Source organism: Acidovorax sp. SUPP3334 (genome assembly GCF_030159055.1).
In the GTDB taxonomy this organism is placed as follows: domain Bacteria; phylum Pseudomonadota; class Gammaproteobacteria; order Burkholderiales; family Burkholderiaceae_C; genus Paracidovorax.
Genome location: NZ_BQXQ01000049.1, coordinates 1 through 17,833, shown reverse-complemented (window position 1 = coordinate 17,833; position 17,833 = coordinate 1). Strand labels below are relative to the sequence as shown.

General features: G+C 64.6%; 17 protein-coding genes, 1 tRNA gene and 1 pseudogene. 13 read left to right on the top strand and 6 right to left on the bottom strand.

Annotated elements, in window-relative coordinates:
• The first annotated feature begins 45 nt into the window (after window positions 1-45).
• Window positions 46-687: a retropepsin-like aspartic protease family protein gene (locus AVHM3334_RS20690; protein WP_284415390.1), complete on the top strand. Its 642-nt coding sequence runs from the start codon at window positions 46-48 to the stop codon at window positions 685-687.
• Between the two features lie 16 nt (window positions 688-703).
• Window positions 704-1,717 carry an HD-GYP domain-containing protein gene (locus AVHM3334_RS20685; RefSeq protein ID WP_502869959.1) on the top strand — a complete coding sequence of 338 codons (1,014 nt, stop codon included), beginning with the start codon at window positions 704-706 and terminating at the stop codon, window positions 1,715-1,717.
• 131 nt (window positions 1,718-1,848) lie between these two features.
• Here the strand turns inward: AVHM3334_RS20685 and plsY are convergent, their stop codons facing one another.
• The 3 genes from plsY to AVHM3334_RS20670 form a co-directional block, all read right to left on the bottom strand.
• A complete protein-coding gene (plsY, locus tag AVHM3334_RS20680; RefSeq protein ID WP_284415388.1) occupies window positions 1,849-2,478 on the bottom strand; it encodes a glycerol-3-phosphate 1-O-acyltransferase PlsY in 630 nt (209 codons plus the stop codon).
• An 85-nt stretch (window positions 2,479-2,563) separates the two neighbouring features.
• Complete coding sequence (locus AVHM3334_RS20675; protein ID WP_284415387.1) at window positions 2,564-3,067, bottom strand: aminoacyl-tRNA deacylase; 504 nt, start codon at window positions 3,065-3,067, stop codon at window positions 2,564-2,566.
• Window positions 3,064-4,125 carry an aldo/keto reductase gene (locus AVHM3334_RS20670; RefSeq protein WP_284415386.1) on the bottom strand — a complete coding sequence of 354 codons (1,062 nt, stop codon included), beginning with the start codon at window positions 4,123-4,125 and terminating at the stop codon, window positions 3,064-3,066. Before AVHM3334_RS20670 ends, AVHM3334_RS20675 begins: the two co-directional genes overlap by 4 nt.
• Window positions 4,126-4,201: 76 nt before the next feature.
• Here AVHM3334_RS20670 and AVHM3334_RS20665 point away from each other — a divergent pair, with 76 nt between their 5' ends.
• Together AVHM3334_RS20665 and AVHM3334_RS20660 are read left to right on the top strand one after the other, a co-directional pair.
• The gene (locus AVHM3334_RS20665) at window positions 4,202-4,807 is read left to right on the top strand and encodes a hypothetical protein (protein WP_284415385.1); all 606 of its coding nucleotides are present in this window, start codon (window positions 4,202-4,204) and stop codon (window positions 4,805-4,807) included.
• A gap of 35 nt (window positions 4,808-4,842) precedes the next feature.
• Window positions 4,843-5,778 (top strand): alpha/beta fold hydrolase, encoded by a 936-nt coding sequence (locus AVHM3334_RS20660; protein WP_284415384.1) that lies wholly within the window; start codon window positions 4,843-4,845, stop codon window positions 5,776-5,778.
• A gap of 95 nt (window positions 5,779-5,873) precedes the next feature.
• Here the strand turns inward: AVHM3334_RS20660 and AVHM3334_RS20655 are convergent, their stop codons facing one another.
• From AVHM3334_RS20655 to AVHM3334_RS20645, 3 genes and pseudogenes are all read right to left on the bottom strand, one after another.
• Window positions 5,874-7,478, bottom strand: a complete 1,605-nt coding sequence (locus tag AVHM3334_RS20655; protein WP_284415383.1) for a sensor histidine kinase — start codon at window positions 7,476-7,478, stop codon at window positions 5,874-5,876.
• Window positions 7,466-7,798 (bottom strand): hypothetical protein, encoded by a 333-nt coding sequence (locus tag AVHM3334_RS20650; protein ID WP_284415382.1) that lies wholly within the window; start codon window positions 7,796-7,798, stop codon window positions 7,466-7,468. The genes AVHM3334_RS20655 and AVHM3334_RS20650 overlap by 13 nt, the downstream gene beginning before the upstream one ends.
• Window positions 7,795-8,173 (bottom strand): annotated as a pseudogene (locus AVHM3334_RS20645) (response regulator transcription factor). Before AVHM3334_RS20645 ends, AVHM3334_RS20650 begins: the two are co-directional and overlap by 4 nt.
• Before the next feature lie 205 nt (window positions 8,174-8,378).
• Here AVHM3334_RS20645 and prfB point away from each other — a divergent pair.
• The 9 genes from prfB to AVHM3334_RS20600 all read left to right on the top strand — a co-directional run bounded on the left by prfB (window position 8,379) and on the right by AVHM3334_RS20600 (window position 17,698).
• A protein-coding gene (gene prfB / locus AVHM3334_RS20640) for a peptide chain release factor 2 (RefSeq protein WP_284415381.1) occupies window positions 8,379-9,483 on the top strand; the annotation gives its coding sequence in 2 pieces (ribosomal slippage) (window positions 8,379-8,459 and window positions 8,461-9,483; 1,104 coding nt in all).
• An 8-nt stretch (window positions 9,484-9,491) separates the two neighbouring features.
• Window positions 9,492-10,706, top strand: coding sequence for an AAA family ATPase (locus AVHM3334_RS20635; RefSeq protein WP_284415380.1), 1,215 nt, complete (start codon window positions 9,492-9,494; stop codon window positions 10,704-10,706).
• Window positions 10,703-11,293: a DUF4276 family protein gene (locus tag AVHM3334_RS20630; protein ID WP_284415379.1), complete on the top strand. Its 591-nt coding sequence runs from the start codon at window positions 10,703-10,705 to the stop codon at window positions 11,291-11,293. Before AVHM3334_RS20635 ends, AVHM3334_RS20630 begins: the two co-directional genes overlap by 4 nt.
• 60 nt (window positions 11,294-11,353) lie before the next feature.
• Window positions 11,354-14,074 (top strand): aminopeptidase N, encoded by a 2,721-nt coding sequence (gene pepN, locus AVHM3334_RS20625; RefSeq protein ID WP_284415378.1) that lies wholly within the window; start codon window positions 11,354-11,356, stop codon window positions 14,072-14,074.
• A 27-nt stretch (window positions 14,075-14,101) separates the two neighbouring features.
• Window positions 14,102-15,109, top strand: coding sequence for a class 1 fructose-bisphosphatase (locus tag AVHM3334_RS20620; protein ID WP_092744681.1), 1,008 nt, complete (start codon window positions 14,102-14,104; stop codon window positions 15,107-15,109).
• An 11-nt stretch (window positions 15,110-15,120) separates the two neighbouring features.
• A tRNA-Thr gene (locus tag AVHM3334_RS20615) sits at window positions 15,121-15,196 on the top strand.
• A 408-nt stretch (window positions 15,197-15,604) separates the two neighbouring features.
• On the top strand, window positions 15,605-15,970 hold the full coding sequence (locus AVHM3334_RS20610; protein ID WP_284415377.1) for a hypothetical protein: 366 nt from the start codon (window positions 15,605-15,607) through the stop codon (window positions 15,968-15,970).
• Window positions 15,970-17,223: an AAA family ATPase gene (locus AVHM3334_RS20605; protein ID WP_284415376.1), complete on the top strand. Its 1,254-nt coding sequence runs from the start codon at window positions 15,970-15,972 to the stop codon at window positions 17,221-17,223. The genes AVHM3334_RS20610 and AVHM3334_RS20605 overlap by 1 nt, the downstream gene beginning before the upstream one ends.
• Window position 17,224: 1 nt before the next feature.
• A complete protein-coding gene (locus tag AVHM3334_RS20600) occupies window positions 17,225-17,698 on the top strand; it encodes a hypothetical protein (protein WP_284415375.1) in 474 nt (157 codons plus the stop codon).
• Window positions 17,699-17,833 lie beyond the last annotated feature (135 nt).

The following is a 17,833-nucleotide window of genomic DNA, read 5'->3' as shown; positions in this document are numbered from 1 at the left end:
GCGCGCTCCTACACATCCACCGCATCCACCGCACCCAGGCTGACCATGCTCTTGCGCGCTCTTGCCCTTGCCGCCGCCCTGGCGCTGGCGCCCTGGCTGGCCCATGCCCAGGCCGTGGCGCTTTCGGGCATTCTGGGCACCAAGGCGCTGCTGGTCGTCAATGGCAGCGCGCCGCGCGGCGTGGGGCCCGGCGAAAGCCACCAGGGCGTGAAGGTGGTCTCGGTCGGGCGCGACGAGGCCGTGGTGGAGGTGGCGGGCGTTCGCCGCACGCTGATGCTGGGCGAGGCGCCGGTGAGCATCGGCAGCCGCGGAGGCAGCGGCAAGCGCGTGGTGCTCACGGCCGACAGCCGGGGGCATTTCGTGAACAGCGGCACCATCAACGGCCGCCCCATGCAGTACATGGTGGATACGGGCGCCAGCACGGTGGCCATCGGCCAGCCCGAGGCCGACCGCATGGGACTGGCCTACCGCAGCGGCCAGCCGGTGCTGCTGGGCACCGCCAATGGCACGGCGCAGGGCTGGCGGGTGAAGCTCGATTCGGTCCGCGTCGGCGACGTGGAGGTGTTCGGCATCGAGGCCGTCGTCACGCCGCAACCCATGCCCTTCGTGCTGCTGGGCAACAGCTTTCTCAACGAGTTCCAGATGAGCCGCGTCAACGACCAGATGGTGCTGGAAAAGCGCCAGTAGACAGCGTCCCATGCCCATGAGCCACCCCGCCGGCAGCGAGCCGTCCGACAGCGAATACGAAGACCTGCTCGGGCTGTGGTCGGACCTCGAATCCGCGCTGTCGGTGCTGCTGTCGCGGCCGATGCAGGTGCACGACTTTCCGGCCAAGGTGCGCCAGTGCGACCGCTGGCTGCAGGATCTGGTCGCGCACGACATCGACGCGGCGCTGTACCTCATGTTTCAGCTGGCCTCGACCTCCACGGTGGGCTACAGCACGTCGCACGCGCTGGTCTGCGGCACCCTGTGCCACATCCTGGCGCAAGAGCTGCAATTGCCCTCACTGGAGCGCGACAGCCTGGTGCGGGCCGCGATCACCATGAACATCGGCATGACCGCGCTGCAGGACGAGTTGGCCAGCCAGCGCGAGCGGCCCAGCCCGGCGCAGCAGGAAGCCATCGAATCGCACCCGCTCAAAAGCATGACCCTGCTGGAGCAGTTGGAGGTCAAGGACCCGCTCTGGCTCGACGTCGTGGGCCAGCACCATGCGCCCCTGGGCGAGGCGCAGCCGCTGGCCAGCATGCTTGCCGAAGAGCGGCTCAACCGCATTCTGGGCACCATCGACCGCTACGCCGCGATGATCAGCCCACGCAAATCGCGGGCGGGCCGCAGCGCCACCGATTCGGTGCGCGCCATCGTCGGCCAGGAGGTGGACCGGCGCGACGAGGTCACCTACGCGCTGGTGCGGGCCGTGGGCCTGTGCCCGCCCGGCACCTTCGTGCGCCTGGACAACGGCGAAACCGCACTGGTGCTGCGCCGCAGCGAAAAAGTGAACTCCCCCCTGGTGGCCAGCCTGCTGGACCGCGAGGGCGAACAACTGGCCCAGCCGCGGCTGCACCAGACCGCCGCCGGCAAACCGCGCATCCAGTCGGCCGTGGCGCGGCCTGCGGTCAAGGTGGATCTCAACCACCGTACCTTGGTGCGGCTGGGCCACTACGCGGCACAGCACAGCAGCGGGCTGATGGGGCTGGTGAACACGCCGGGCCGGCCCTGAAGTGCCAGGTGTGCAGGTGCAGGTGCAGGTGCCAGCCGCCAGGAGCGAGCAGACACACGGCCGCATGCCGGTGGCCGCTGATCGTCAGAGGCGGCGTGCCGCTGTAACGCCTGCGCGGCCCGCCCTGCCCTTCAGGGCTTCTTCTTGCCGAGCCGGGACTCGGTCCCGGCCATGAGGCGGCGGATGTTCTCGCGGTGCCGCCACACCAGCAGCGCCGACATCGCGGCGATCGACACGCCGATGGCCGCTTCGGTGTACCAGAGCACGCCGCCGAACATCACGTAATACAGCGGCGCGAACACCGCTGCCGCCAGCGAGGCCAGCGACGAGTACCGAAAGAAGAACGCGATGATGACCCAGGTCAGCAGCGTGGCCAGCCCCAGCCAGGGGCTGACGCCCACCAGCACGCCCAGCGCCGTCGCCACGCCCTTGCCGCCCTCGAACCGGAAGAACACCGGCCACAGGTGGCCCAGGAACGCCGCCAGGCCCACGAGCGCTACCGTGCCGTCTTCCAGGCCGTAGGGCTTGCCGAAGGCCTGCACCAGCACCACGGGCAACCAGCCTTTGACCGCATCCAGCAGCAGCGTGACGATGGCGGCGGCCTTGGAGCCGGAGCGCAGCACGTTGGTGGCACCGGGGTTCTTGCTGCCATAGGTGCGGGGATCGTTCAGGCCCATGGTGCGGCTCACGATGACGGCGAACGACAGCGAACCGAGCAGGTAGGCGGCCACGGTGGCCAGGAGGCTATAGACAGTGGTCAAGGCAGGAATTCCTTCAGGGAAGCAGGCGCGGCGGGTGCCTGGCTGGCAGGCACCCCGGCCGCTTGGCGCCGGTTCGGCGGGCGGCCTATTCTGCCAGCGCGCACTGCACCGGTTGGGCACCGAGCTGCCGCACGCACACCTGCGGGTCGATCTGCACCAGAAAGCCCCGCCGGCCGCCGTTGATGGCGATGCGCGGCAGCGCGAGGATGCTTTCCTCGATGTACACCGGCATGTCGCGCCGCGTGCCGAACGGCGAGGTGCCGCCCACCAGATACCCGCTGTGGCGGTTGGCCACCTCGGGCTGGCAGGGCTCGACCGACTTGGCGCCGATCTGGCGGGCCAGGTTCTTGGTGGACACCTTGCAGTCGCCGTGCATCAGCACGATGAGGGGCTTGGCATCCTGGTCCTGCATCACCAGGGTCTTGACGACGGTGTGCTCGTCCAGCCCCAGGCTGGCGGCGCTGTGCGCGGTGCCGCCATGCTCCACGTAGTCGTACGGGTGCTCGGTGAAAGGCACGCCCTGGCGCCGCAGCCACTGGGTGGCCGGGGTTTCGCTCACATGGGCCGCCTTGGCGGCCTTCTTGCTCACAGGGCGGGGTCTCGCAACTCCCAGCGGACCGCGTCGATGGCCGCCAGCAGTTCGGGCGAGAGCGTGGTGCCCCAGGCATCCAGGTCTTCGTCGAGCTGGGCCAGAGACGTCACCCCGATGATCGTGCTCGCCACCTGCCACTTGGTGTAGCAGAACGCCAGCGCCATCCGCGTGGGCGTGAGGCCTTGCTCGCGCGCCAGGGCGTTATAGCGGCGGGAGGCCACCAGCGCCTCGGGCCGGCCCCAGCGCTGCTTGCGCACCGATTCGTAGCGGGCGATGCGGGCGTCCTGCGGCGCACCCGCTTCGGTGGGGGCGTGCGTGTCGAACTTGCCGGTCAGCAGGCCGAACGCCAGCGGGGAGTAGGCCAGCAGCGACACGCCCAGCCGATGGCAGGTTTCGTCCATGCCGTTTTCCCAGGTGCGGTTGATGAGGCAGTAGGGGTTTTGCACCGTGGCCACGCGCGGCAGGCCGTGCTGCTCGGCCAGGCGCACGAACTCGTGCACGCCGTACGGCGTTTCGTTGGACAGGCCGATGGCGCGCACCTTGCCCGCCTTCACCAGCCCGGCCAGCGCCTGGAGCTGGTCATGGATCGGCGTCTCCGACGTTTCCTTGGCCGGGTCGTAATACAGGGTGCCGAAGGCGGGCACGTGGCGCTCGGGCCAGTGGATCTGGTACAGGTCGATGACATCGGTCTGCAGGCGGCGCAGGCTGGCGTCGCACGAGGCCACGATGTCGGCCGGGGTCATGCCCTTGCCTTCGCGCACCCAGGGCATGCCGCGCGAGGGGCCTGCCACCTTGGTGGCCAGCACGAGCTTTTCGCGGGCGCCGGGGCGGCTGGCGAACCAGCGGCCGATGATGGTTTCGGTGGCGCCATAGGTTTCGGCCCGGGCCGGCACGGCATACATCTCGGCCGTGTCGATGAAGTTCACGCCCCGCTCCAGCGAGCGGTCGAGGATGGCATGGGCCGTGGGTTCGTCCACCTGTTCGCCGAACGTCATGGTGCCCAGGCAGACGGGCGTGACTTCTAGCGGGCTGGCGCCCAAAGTGATTTTTTGCATGGGGAGAAGGCCTACAAACTGCGAATGGGCTGGGCAGAATAATGGATTTTCCCCATTCACGCAGCGAGATCGCCCCATGCCCGAAGGCCCGTCCATCGTGATCCTGAAAGAGGCCGCGCAGCGGTTCAAAGGCCGCACCATCGAGCGCGTGCAAGGCAACACGGGCATCGCCAAGGAACGGCTGGCGGGTCGGCGCATCGTGGCGGTGCGAAGCTGGGGCAAGCACTTTCTGCTCGAAATGGACGGCCTGGCGCCGCCAGACGACCTGCCCGCGCTGCCGGATTCCGCTGCGGCATGCCAAGCTGGGCCGCACGAACCGCCGCGCCGACTTTTGCGAGCGCTGCCAGGTGCTCTATGGCGATGCCGACACGGCCGCGGTGCCGGTGGATGCACGGGTGAAAAAACGAACGGCGAAACCCGCGGCGGCTCCGGCTGCCAAAAAGAGCGCTCCTTTGAAAGCCGCAGCCACCGCACGGCACCCGGCGCCCAAGGCAAAGAAAGCACCGACGCCGAAATCCAGTTCGCCGGCTTCGAAACGTTCAACCACCTCGGGGCGGGCGGCGCCTGCCGCATCGCTTCAACGCCAACGCCAACGCCAACGCACCGCATAGCCGAAGTCATCAGCCCCCCTGCGGCGACAGCCACGTATCTCGCCTGCCTGCCCAATTTGTCCCTGCCTTGACTGACGCTGCCGCGCCGCGCGGAAATAATCGCCCGATGTACCAGCCCGTCCGCGCCTCGCACAGCGAATTCGTTCCCGTCCGCACCCTGCAATACCACGTCCGCCGCTGGAATGGCGATGCGCCGCCGTCACCCGCCAAGCCGCTCCTGGTGCTGATGCACGGCTGGATGGATGTCGGTGCCTCGTACCAATTCGTGGTGGATGCGCTGTCGGATGCCTTCTTCGCCGGCCGCACCGTCATCGCGGCCGACTGGCGCGGCTTCGGCCTGAGCCGCATGCCGGCGCCTTGCGACCACTATGTCTTCGCGGACTACCTGGCCGATCTGGACCATCTGCTGGACCACTACGCCCCCGGCCAGCCGATCGACCTGGTCGGGCACAGCATGGGCGGCAACGTGTGCATGGCCTATGCCGGCGTGCGGCCCGCGCGCATCCGCCGGCTGGTGAACCTCGAAGGCTTCGGCCTGCCCGCCACCACACCGGACCAGGCCCCGAAGCGCTATGCGCAGTGGATGGACGAGCTACGGGCGCTCGAACGTGGCGAGAAGTCGCTCAGGGCATACGACAGCGCCGACGGCGTGGCCCAGCGACTCATCAAGACCAACCCGCGGCTGTCCGCCGACAAGGCCGCCTGGCTGGCCCGGCAGTGGGCGGAGCCGGACGCGCAAGGCCGGTGGCGCATCCTGGGCGACGCGGCGCACAAGATCACCAGTTCGCAGATCTACCGGGTGGAGGAAGCGCTGGCGCTGTATGCCGGCATCACCGCGCCCACCCTCGCGGTGGAAGCCAGCGACGACAGCATGGGCCTGTGGTGGAAGGACCGCTACGACCTGCCCGAATACCACGCCCGCCTGCGCCATGTGCGCGACTGCCGCACGGCCGTGGTCCAGGACGCCGGGCACATGCTGCACCACGACCAGCCGCAGGCGGTGGCCGCGCTGATCGAGTCGTTCCTGAGCGACCCTGCATGAAATAGGCCGCCAGCGCATATTCCACTAGGGGGAATTGCTATCATTTTTCATAACCCTCACGCGAGGTTTTTGCGTTGCGGCTTCTACGCTGCGGCCTATCGCGCCAACCCCAGGGTCACGCTCACCACCGTGGCTCCCGGCCGGGATTCGACCGACAGCGATCCATCGATGCGCTCGGCACGCGCGGCCATGCTGCGCATGCCGACGCTCAGGCCAGCGCCCTGCACGGCCTGCACATCAAAGCCCACTCCGTCGTCCTCGATGCGCACGCACAGCACATCCGCCGAGGGCTGCGACAGCTCCACGCGCAGCCGCCGCGCGCCGCTGTGCTTGATGACGTTGGACAGCGCCTCCTCCACCACGCGCGTCAGGCCCAGGCATTGCAAGGTGCTGGGCGGGGTCTGCCACTGCGGCGCAATGTGCCATGCGGATTCCACGCCCATGGCATCCAGGATCTGGGTGGCCCGGTGCCGCAGCGGCGCCGCCCAGCGCACGGGCGTCTCGGGCACCACGGCTGCGCTGCTCGATCCGTAATCGATCACCTGGCGCAAGTCGTCGCGCAGCACCTTCAGCACCTTCAGCAGCGACAGCACCCGCGTTTGCGGCATGTGCTGCTGCGTCTGCTCCACCAGCGCCATGCTGCGCACCAGACTGCCGCCCAGGCCATCGTGCAGGTCATGGGCGATCTGCATGCGCTCTTGCAGCTTGGCGTTGCCCAGTGCCTGAACGTGCTCGCGCTCCAGGGCCTGGGCCAGATCGGCGCGGGCGGTGGCCACGTGCGCTTCCAGTTCGAGGTTGAAGCGCTCGATGCGCTGCATGCCCGTCACCAGCCGCCCACCCAGCACCAGCCCCATGCACACGGTGGTCACCGGCCCCGCGATGGCGCTCCACGTCTCGCGGGCATGCCACTGCGCCAGGATCACCACCAGATCGTGCGCGCCCACCACCACGAACACCATCCAGCACAGCGCCAGCAGCATGTGCGGCGTCTGGCGCCCCTCGGGGCGCGGGCGCCAGGCGTGCCACTGAAACTGCAGGCAGTTGGCAAAGAACACCAACACGAAACCCACCAACACCACCACGAACACCGCACCCACCCAAGGCCGCGGCGCCAACAGCACCGCCGCGCAACTGGCGACGGCCACGGCCCAGAGCACGCGCTCCAGCCGCAGCAAAGCCTGCGCGCCAAAGCGCCAGGTGAACAGGCAAAAGCACACCGTGTAGAGCACGAACGCAGCGATGTTCAGGCGCGACATGGCCAGCGTGTCGCCAAACGGCCAGGGGCTGACCGCCAGCACGGTGAGCAGATAGACCGCCCAGGCCATCGACATCAATGCATACCAGCCGAACGCACGCTCGGAGCGGCGCAGGCACCACACCACGGCGAACAGGCAGCCCACCGCGCACGACAGGCCCACTGAAAACACGAACACCGTGCGCTGCCGCCACTCGCTTTGCGCGTGCTCCTGCGCGATCTCTGCGGCCCCGCCCAGCCGAACGCTGCCCAGGCCCGGCGACAGCGGCTCGACCCCCACCACCCGCACCCACACGGTGTTGGTGCCGTCATGCAGTGCCGATTCGGGCAGCAGCCACCAGCGCGGCATGTTCCAGCTGCGCGACAAGGGCTCCGCCAGGGACGCATCGCGCCACAGCAGGTCGTCGTTGATGGACACCTCGCCGGCCATGCTCATGCCGTCCATGCCCAGTGCCAGCGGCTCCCCCTGGCCGGCGCGGCGGGGCAGCCCCGCTCCCATTGAATGCGGTACCACACGCTGCCGTCGTGGCCGGGCCAGCGCTTGCCCCACACGTCGGGCAGTTGCACCGGCTCCCAGCCCGTGGCGGGCAGCAACTGCGGGTCTGCGCCCGGCGCAGGGCGCGCGGCCTCGGTCGCCAGCACGCGCGGCGCGCAGGCTCCGGCCACAGCGGCGGGAGCCTGCTGCGCCCACGCGGCACCACACATCGACCACATCGCTGCCCAAACCCCCACCAGCGCCCAGCCGCTGCGCCACCACCGCGTCATCCGATCACCCCGCGCGAGCGCGCCATGCGCACGGCCATGGTGCGCGACGACACCGCCAGCTTGCGGTAGATGCGCTTGACGTGGCTCTCCACCGTGTAGCGCGACAGGTGCAGCTGCTCGGCGATCTCGCGGTTGCCCAGCCCGTCGGCCACCAGCCGCAGGATCTGGTCTTCGCGCTGCCACCGGCTGCGCCGCCAGGCAGGCGCGCGCTTGGGCCAGCGTGGCGGCGAACACCAGCGCATCGGGCGCGTAGCCCAGCGACAGGAGCACGCCGCGCAGGCGCTGCTGCAGCAAAGGCTCGTCCTCCACCACCAGAACCGGGGCAGGCAGGGAAGGCTCGGGCGCGAGGGAGTCGAGGGGTGTGGGACTGCAAATGACCGGAACGGGTGATGGAAATAGCCTGCAGCGCCCATCCAGCAAGCGCAATTCGCTATCAATAAAGCAGCATTTCAGGCACGACGCAGGCCCGCATGCCCATTCGGCAGCAAGACCTTGCGCGCCGGCAGCGAAGTCGCGGGGTACGGGACGCGTCCCATGAGAAAATTGCGGATTACTCCACAGAACACTCAGGACACGCACCATGGACGCAGAACGCATCAACCTCATCGGCAACACCCTCTCCGACCTGACCGTGCGCACGCAAGAGTTACGGAGGTATCTTTGACTTCGATGCCAAATTCGAACGCCTGCGCACGGTAAACGCGTCGCTGGAAGACCCGACGGTCTGGAACGACCCCAAGAAGGCCCAGGAGCTGGGCAAGGAAAAGAAAAGCCTGGACGGCGTGGTGCTCACGCTGGAAAAGCTCACGCGCGAGCTGGCCGACAACACCGAGCTCTTCGACATGAGCAAGGAAGAAGGCGACGATGACGGCCTGATGACCATCGAGGCCGAGACCGCCAAGCTCAAGCCCGAGATCGAACTGCTCGAGTTCCGCCGCATGTTCAGCAACGAGGCCGATCCGCTCAACTGCTTCGTGGACATCCAGGCCGGCGCCGGCGGCACGGAAGCCTGCGACTGGGCCGGCATGCTGCTGCGCCAGTACCTCAAGTACGCCGAACGCAAGGGCTTCAAGACCACGGTGGAAGACGAAACGCCGGGCGACGTGGCAGGCATCAAGAGCGCGACGATCAAGATCGAGGGCGAGTACGCCTACGGCCTGCTGCGCACCGAGACGGGCGTGCACCGATTGGTGCGCAAGAGCCCCTTCGACTCCTCGGGCGGGCGCCACACCAGCTTCGCCAGCCTGTTCGTCTATCCGGAAATCGACGATTCGATCCAGATCGACATCAACCCGGCCGACGTGCGCACCGACACCTTCCGCGCAAGCGGCGCCGGTGGACAGCACATCAACAAGACCGATTCGGCCGTGCGTTTGACGCACATTCCGACCGGTATCGTGGTTCAGTGCCAAGATGGCCGCAGCCAGCACAGCAATCGCGATGTGGCATGGCAGCGCCTTCGCTCGCGCCTGTATGACTTCGAGATGCGCAAGCGCCAGGAAGAGCAGCAAAAGCTGGAAGACACCAAGACCGATGTCGGCTGGGGCCACCAGATCCGCAGCTACGTGCTGGACAACAGCCGCATCAAGGATCTGCGCACCAACGTCGAAATCTCCGCCACCCAAAAGGTACTGGACGGCGATCTCGACGCCTTCATCGAAGCCTCCCTCAAGCAGGGCGTGTGAGGTATGCAATGAGACTTGCCAATGCGCTCATTCGCCACTACAGAAGCGTGTCGGACGTCAGTCTAGACATGCACAGTCAAGTGACTGTGCTTGTGGGACCAAATGCCGCAGGGAAAAGCAATTTTGTGGATTCGCTCAGGTTTTTACGGGATGCTGCACGCGACGGCCTAGATCACGCCATCGTGGCGCGTGGCGGCATTGCACGCATACGCCAAAACTCTTCGGGAAGGCCCTATCACCTCGGCCTAACTGTTAACACGCTTCAAAACTGGGGCGAGGATGATCCCTTGCCCGGCAGCTACTCCCTTGAAATCGGAAGTACGTCAGGCGGGAACTATCGCGTAGAGCGGGAAGAAGCTTCCTGCCATAGGAGAGATTTTTATCCTCCCAGCGAAGATGACAATGGAATGGAAGAAGTGATGATTCCAGAAGGATTTACCCGAGATCGGGCAGGAAGAATCACGGAAAAGAATTCCATTCCTACCCGCATCTACTCACTGGACGACCATGACCGTCTCGCTTTGGGAACATTGGTTGGGGAATATGCATTTCACGGCTTAGGCGAATCCTTACAAGATTACATTCGCAGTTGGAAGTTTTCTGCGCTTTATCCCAATACTCTGCGACAGCTAAACACGCCAGATACGGAATCTGAACTACGAGAAGACGGCAGCAATTGGGCATCGGTAATACGCGCATCAAAACGGACAAACAAGGGCAAAAAAATGCTGGAGCGCATTTACGAAATGATGCGCGTGGTACTACCAGATTTCTTGGATGTATCTGTTTCAACAGCAGGCAGCTATTTAGTGCCAAATTTTCGTTTTGGAACAAGCGACAAGAACACAAGACAGTTCGATCCAGTGCAACTTTCAGATGGCACATTACGCATTTTCGGCATTCTGCTCTCGCTTTATCAGACGCCTGCACCATCCCTCATCGTGATTGAAGAGCCCGAGCAAACTGTCCACCCAGCAGTTCTATCTATGCTCGCTGAAGCATTCAAAGAAGTGGCGGAACTCACCCAGATCATCGTCACAACGCACAGCCCGCAGCTCATCGAACACTTTGAGCCCAGCAACATCCGCATCGTCACTATGCAGGATGGCGTGACTCAGATTGCCCCCATCAAGGCTTCTCAAAGGGAGGCTGTTCAACGAGGGCTTATGACTCTTGGTGAGTTCATGGCGGCTGAAGGTTTGCAACCGGAAGAACCCCGATGACCAACCGCCAGCGCCTGCTTGCCATCGTAGAGGGAGAAGGGGACGAGCGCGCAGTGCCTGTATTGCTGCGGCGGATTCTTGAACACCACGGCCACTATGGTGTTCAGGTGCTAAAGCCCCAGCGCCGAGGCGAACTGCCCAAGGTGAAATCCAATTTCGCCCGGTTTTTCGAAGCTGCCATGCTCGAAAATGCAGCGGTCCTATGCGTACTGGACTTCGATTGCGAATGGTGTCTCGATGCCGCACAGGAGGAGCAGAACCTCATGAGCATGGCCCGTGGCATCAGGAGCGATTACCCCTTTGAAGCCTGCTTCATTGTGAAGGAGTTTGAATCTTTATTTTTGTGCGACGCGGCGACTACGAGGTCTGTTCTACCCGCCATCTCGCCGGACACCGCCTTCCCCGACCACCCGGAAAGCATCAGGGATGCTAAGGGATGGCTTTCCACCGCACAACCCAAGGGCATGGCTTACAAACCCACCACGCATCAGGCAAAAATTGCGTCACAGTTGGATCTGCCACACCTAGAAAAGCATTCCCCGAGCTTCCAGCGCCTCACGCGTGCTGTTCTGAACCTCGTCCAATGATTCTTATGCTCAAGGCAACCGCCATCGGTTCGCCTGCACTTAACTTGGAGATTTCCCACCATGCGTGAAGGACAAGCCACGGCCATCCACCGTGCCGACTACACCGCCCCTGCGTTCTGGATCGACACGGTGGACCTCACGTTCGACCTGGACCCGGCCAAGACACGGGTGCTCAGCAAGATGCGCGTGCGCCGCAATGCGGACGTGCCCGCCGCTCCTCTGCGTCTGGACGGCGACGAGCTGAACCTGGCGCGCGTTCTGGTCAACGGAGCCGGCACGTCGTTCAAGCTGGAAGGCGGCCAACTGGTGCTGGAGAACCTGCCGGAGGGCCACGAGCCCTTCGACCTGGAGATCTTCACCACCTGCGCGCCGGCCAAGAACACGCAGCTTTCGGGCCTGTACGTGAGCCAAGGCACCTTCTTCACCCAATGCGAGGCCGAGGGCTTTCGGCGCATCACCTATTTCCTGGACCGGCCGGACGTGATGGCCAGCTTCACCGTGCTGCTGCGCGCCGACAAGGCGGCCTATCCGGTGCTGCTGTCCAACGGTAACCTGATCGACCATGGCCCGCTGGACGATGGCCCGAACGGCGCCCGCCACTTCGCCAGGTGGCAGGACCCGCACAAGAAACCCTGCTACCTGTTCGCGCTGGTGGCGGGCAAGCTGGTGGCGCGCGAACAGCGCATCCGCTCGCGCTCCGGGGCCGATCACCTGCTGCAGGTGTACGTGCGCCCGGGCGATCTGGAAAAGACCGAACACGCGATGAACTCCCTCATGGCCAGCGTGGCGTGGGACGAGGCGCGCTTCGGCCTGCCGCTCGACCTGGAGCGCTTCATGATCGTCGCCACGAGCGACTTCAACATGGGCGCGATGGAGAACAAGGGCCTGAACATCTTCAACACGAAGTACGTGCTGGCCAGCCAGGCCACGGCGACCGATGTGGATTTCGGCAACATCGAAAGCGTGGTGGGCCACGAGTATTTCCACAACTGGACCGGCAACCGCGTCACCTGCCGCGACTGGTTCCAGCTCTCGCTCAAGGAAGGCCTCACGGTCTTTCGCGATCAGGAATTCAGCCAGGACCTGTCGGGCAGCCCCTCGGCGCGCGCCGTCAAGCGCATCGAGGACGTGCGGGTGCTGCGCACCGCGCAATTCCCGGAAGACGCCGGCCCGATGGCGCACCCGGTGCGCCCCGACAGCTACGTCGAGATCAACAACTTCTACACCGTCACCATCTACGAAAAAGGTGCCGAGGTCGTGCGCATGATGCACACGCTGGTGGGCCGTGAAGGCTTCGCGCGCGGCATGAAGCTGTACTTCGAGCGCCATGACGGCCAGGCCGTCACCTGCGACGATTTCGCGCAAGCCATCGCCGATGCCAATCCGGACAGCGACCTGGCCCGCCTGCTGCCCCGGTTCAAGCGCTGGTACTCGCAAGCCGGCACGCCGCGTCTGCAAGCCACGGGCATCTATGACGAGGCAGCGCGCACCTACACCCTCACGCTGTCGCAAAGCCTCGCCCCCACGCCCGGCCAGGCGCTCAAGGAGCCTGCCGTGATTCCGGTGGCCCTGGGCCTGCTGGGCACGGACGGCAGCGCACTGCCCCTGCAACTGCAAGGCGAGCCCGCCGCAGACGGAGCGGACCGCACCGTGGTGCTGACCGAGCCCAGCCATTCGTTCACTTTCGTGAACGTGGGCTCGCAGCCCGTGCCGTCCCTGCTGCGCGGGTTCAGCGCTCCGGTGGTGCTGGACATCGACTACAGCGATGACGAGTTGCTCGCCCTGCTGGCGCACGACACCGACGCCTTCAACCGCTGGGAAGCCGGCCAGCGCCTGGCCTTGCGAATCGCTATTAAAACCATAGCAGACGAGGCAATCAATCCGGCGGCAGATGGCCATATCGGGCACAAGATCGTGCCGGACAGCTTCGTCGAGGCCATGCGCGGGGTGCTGCGCCACCCCGCGCTCGACGCGGCCTTCAAGGAACTGGTGCTCAGCCTGCCGTCCGAAGGCTACATCGCCGAGCACCTGGAGGTGGTGGACCCGCAGCGCGTTCACGCCGTGCGCGAAGCGATGCGCGCCCAGCTCGCCGTTGCGCTGCAGCCGGAGTGGGAAGCCATCTGGGCGCAGCACCACGACACCGGCGCCTACCGTCCCGACGCGATCTCGGCCGGCCGCCGCGCGCTGTCGGGCCTGGCGTTGTCCATGCTGTGCCTGGCGGCCTGTTCCAGCGGCGACACGGTCTGGCCGGGCAAGGCGTACCAGCGCTTCAAGGACGCCAGCAACATGACCGACCGCTTCAACGCCCTCACGGCGCTGGTGTACAGCGGCAACGCCCTGGCCGAGCCGGCGCTCGCGCGCTTTCATGCCTTGTTCAAGGACGAAGCACTGGTGCTGGACAAATGGTTCTCCCTGCAGGCGGGTGCCCCCGATCGCGGCGGCCAGGTGCTGGCAGCCGTGCAGCAGTTGATGAAGCACGCCGATTTCAGCCTCAAGAACCCGAACCGCGCGCGCAGCGTGATCTTCAGCTACTGCAGCGCCAACCCGGGCGGTTTCCACCGCCAGGACGGCGCCGGCTACCAGTTCTGGGCCGACCGCGTGCTGGAGCTGGACACCCTCAACCCGCAGGTGGCGGCACGGCTGGCGCGCGCGCTCGACCGCTGGAAAAAGCTGGCCGATCCGTACCGCAGCGCAGCCCGCGAAGCCATCGCCCGCGTGGCTGCCAAGCCGGACCTGTCCAACGACGTGCGCGAGGTGGTCACCCGCGCACTGGCCGACTGATCACGACAAAAATAGGAAGCTCCCTCCATGGCAAAAACCATCAGCCTCACCCGCTATCTCGTCGAGCAGCAACGGGTGGACGGACTCATCCCCTCGCAACTGCGCCTGCTGCTCGAAGTGGTCGCCCGCGCCTGCAAGAGCATCAGCCACGCCGTGAACAAAGGCGCGCTGGGCGGCGTGCTGGGCACGGCCACCAGCGAGAACGTACAGGGCGAAATCCAGAAGAAGCTGGACATCATCGCCAACGAAGTGCTCATCGAAGCCAACGAATGGGGCGGCCATCTGGCGGCCATGGCGTCCGAAGAGATGGACAGCATCTACGTGGTGCCCAACCGCTATCCGCAGGGCGAATACCTGCTGCTGTTCGATCCGCTCGACGGCTCGTCCAACATCGACGTGAACGTGAGCATCGGCACCATCTTCAGCGTGCTGAAAAAACCGGAAGGCCACCCCGGCGTGATGACCGAGGACTTTCTGCAGGCCGGCACCAAGCAGGTGGCTGCGGGCTATTGCATCTACGGCCCTCAGACCACGCTGGTGCTCACCGTGGGCGACGGTGTGGCCATGTTCACGCTCGACCGCGAACAAGGCTCCTTCGTGCTGGTGGAAGAAAACGTGCGCATTCCCGAGGACACGAAGGAATTCGCCATCAACATGAGCAACATGCGCCACTGGGACGCCCCCGTGAAGCGCTACATCGACGAATGCCTGGCCGGCACCGAGGGCCCGCGCGGCAAGGACTTCAACATGCGCTGGATCGCCAGCATGGTGGCCGACGTGCACCGCATCCTGACGCGTGGCGGCGTGTTCCTGTACCCGTGGGACAAGCGCGAACCCAACAAGCCCGGCAAGCTCCGGCTGATGTACGAGGCCAATCCCATGAGCTGGCTCGTGGAGCAAGCCGGTGGCGCGGCCACCAACGGCAAGCAGCGCATTCTGGACATCGAGCCCACACAACTGCACGAGCGCGTCAGTGTCGTTCTGGGCTCGAAAAATGAAGTGGAACGCGTGACACGCTACCATTCCGATATATAATCCGAGTCTTAGCCGGTGTAGCTCAGTCGGTAGAGCAGCTCATTCGTAATGAGAAGGTCGGGTGTTCGATTCATCTCTCCGGCACCAATACAGTCAAGGCCTGGATGCTATCCAAAAGATAGCATCCAGGCCTTTTTCTTTGCTGAGGTAATGCCGAGGTAAGAGCCAGCGCTCAACACCACGCGGACCCATCTCAACGATACGAGGCCATCCCCAAGATGCGCGGTGACGGCGGAAGGGATGGTTTCGCATGTACACAACGCACCATCGCCGATTAGCCAAAACGCTCAACTCTTCATAAAATCGACCTGTCAGATGTTCAGCTAGGCCAAAAGCTTGGTCTGATCGCTCAGGTGAGTTCACGACCACCCGCAACCCAGGCAGCGTTACCTGGGGTCCATCAAGACAATTCTTCTTTCGCTCGGTACCGGACGCCATGCACCCATCGTAGTAGCCCTTGAGGCCGCGGTGGTCGCACACCTACCGAAAGCTGAAATGAAAATTACCCTCTGCATCGCCGCAGCCGTCTCCGCCGCCACCGTCGGCCACGCCCTCGCTCAGACCCCTCCTCTCACGTACAACGACCTCGTCCGCGAAGCGCGCAAATACGAGAAGCTCGAAGGCGGCGAACGCGTGGTGTCGAACAGGGTGCTGTTCCACACGGTGAAGCTGGACCTCAAGCCCTTCGCCGGCGGCTCAAAGGACTACTTCGTCAAGAAGTCTGATGAAATCGGTTTCATCTGCCAAGCGACGTCAAGAGGCTTCAAGGGCGGCACCGTGGTGGCCGAAGTCGTCAAACACGAGGAAGGCGCAGAGGGTTCGCACTTTTACACCCTCCGGAATTGCGCGGTGACCAAGTGATGACGCGCCAGGCCGACCCGTTTGCGCAACTCGACCTGGCGCTGTCCGAAGCCAGAGCCCTAGAGTGCGAGAAGCCCACGCAGATGCGAAGCGAGGCCATCTTCTGGATCTGCAAGATCTGCTCCTGCAGAGACGCGCAGCGCCTGCTGCGCGACGGAAAGTGGTTCTGGTCGTGCGACACGTGCGGCACGAAGCTTGAAGCCGATGAGATCGCCTTGGCTGCGACTCAAAGCAAGTCGTTCAACGCGCCAGCCCTGCGCCCGCCGACGGGTCCGCACCGACTGGTCAAGATCTTCGATCACGACCAGCTGATGAAGATCGCAAGGACCCGAGACTCGATCAGTGGCGACAGCGGCGACAAGCGCCGCATCGAAGTCACGCTCGCAAAGCTTCTGGAGCAAGACGAAACCCGTCCGCTGGCGCTCCCAGGCCCTGCGTACGAAGCCGAACTCGAGCAACTCTCGCACGCGTTCCCAGCCTTCGGCCGCGTCATTTCCGAAGTCGTGGCCCCATCGTTGGCGATCCTGGCCGCCGGCGGAATGATCCGCCCGGCGCCGATGTTGCTGGTCGGCAGCCCAGGGATAGGCAAGACCTTCTTCCTGTCGTCGCTCGCGAAAGTGCTGCAGATCCCGATGGTCAAGCAAGACATGTCGAGCGCGACAACGGGTGCCTCGCTCTCGGGCCTGGGAATCCATTGGTCGAATTCCTCGACAGGCTCTGTCTTCCGGACGCTCGCGTTTGGCAAGCCCAACTGCCCCGCAGTGGCCAATCCCCTGTTCATGCTCGACGAACTCGACAAGTGCGCCGGCGACCAAAGGTTCGACCCTCTGGGCCCGCTACACGCGCTCTTGGAGGAAGAGAGCTCGCGCGAATTCGAGGACGAGAGCCTTCCTGGCGTCGTGTTCAACGCGTCCGAAATAAGGTGGGTCGCGACCGCAAACTGCACCAGCGGCATCCCCGCGCCGATCCTCTCGCGGATGCATGTGATCGAGATCGAAGACCCCACACACGCGGAAAGAGTTGCACTGGCGGAACGCATCTTCTCCGGCGCAGTGAGGGCCATGCGTCTTCGGGAGTTCGCCGACGTGATGCCGGACAGCATGCTTGAGCGGGCTGCGGACATGCCTCCTCGCGAGTTCAAGCGAATCAGCCAGATGGCTGTCGGACGGGCTCTGGCACGTGGCGACTTCCAGCCGAGGGTGGACGACTTCGCGATTCAGACAACAGTACCTAAACAAAAGATGGGATTCTGAAATGGACGAAGAAATCGAACAGCTCACCGAGCTCAAGCAGCGCTTTCCGTACATGTTCTCCGGCCCGCACATCGGCCTCGACATTTACCGAGGCTGGCTGAGTGACTTCATCAACGCCTGCGAAGCAATCGACGCGCTCCTCGCCGAGGACAAGCGAGGCTTCCATTGGAAGCAGACAAAAGCCAAATACGGCTTCGCCAGGTACTACTTCGACACCGATGCTGTGCGCACGCTGCGCCTCAGCTTCAGTGACGGCAAAGGCGTGTACGAGGTCACAAAGGGCCTCGATGGACACGACATCGAGCAGCGGATCAACAAGATCTGCAACGACGCCGAACAAGCGTCGATGACGAAATGCATCGTCTGCGGGGGTTCAGCCGAAATCAAAAGCTACGGAAGTTGGGCTGTTTGCGCATGCGAAAAGCATTCTCCGGATGTCCCCGGTAATCATTTAAAAAGTGCCGTTCTTAGGTAGCCAATTATTTAGTCGGCCCTGCAAAATTCGCCACCCGCTTCAAGCCAATCTGAGTAAGCCAGGCTTTCCTTCTCGCGGCCTCGCGGCAAGCGCCATGGGCGGCTCGGCCAGCAGCGCGAGCAGACGCAAATAAAG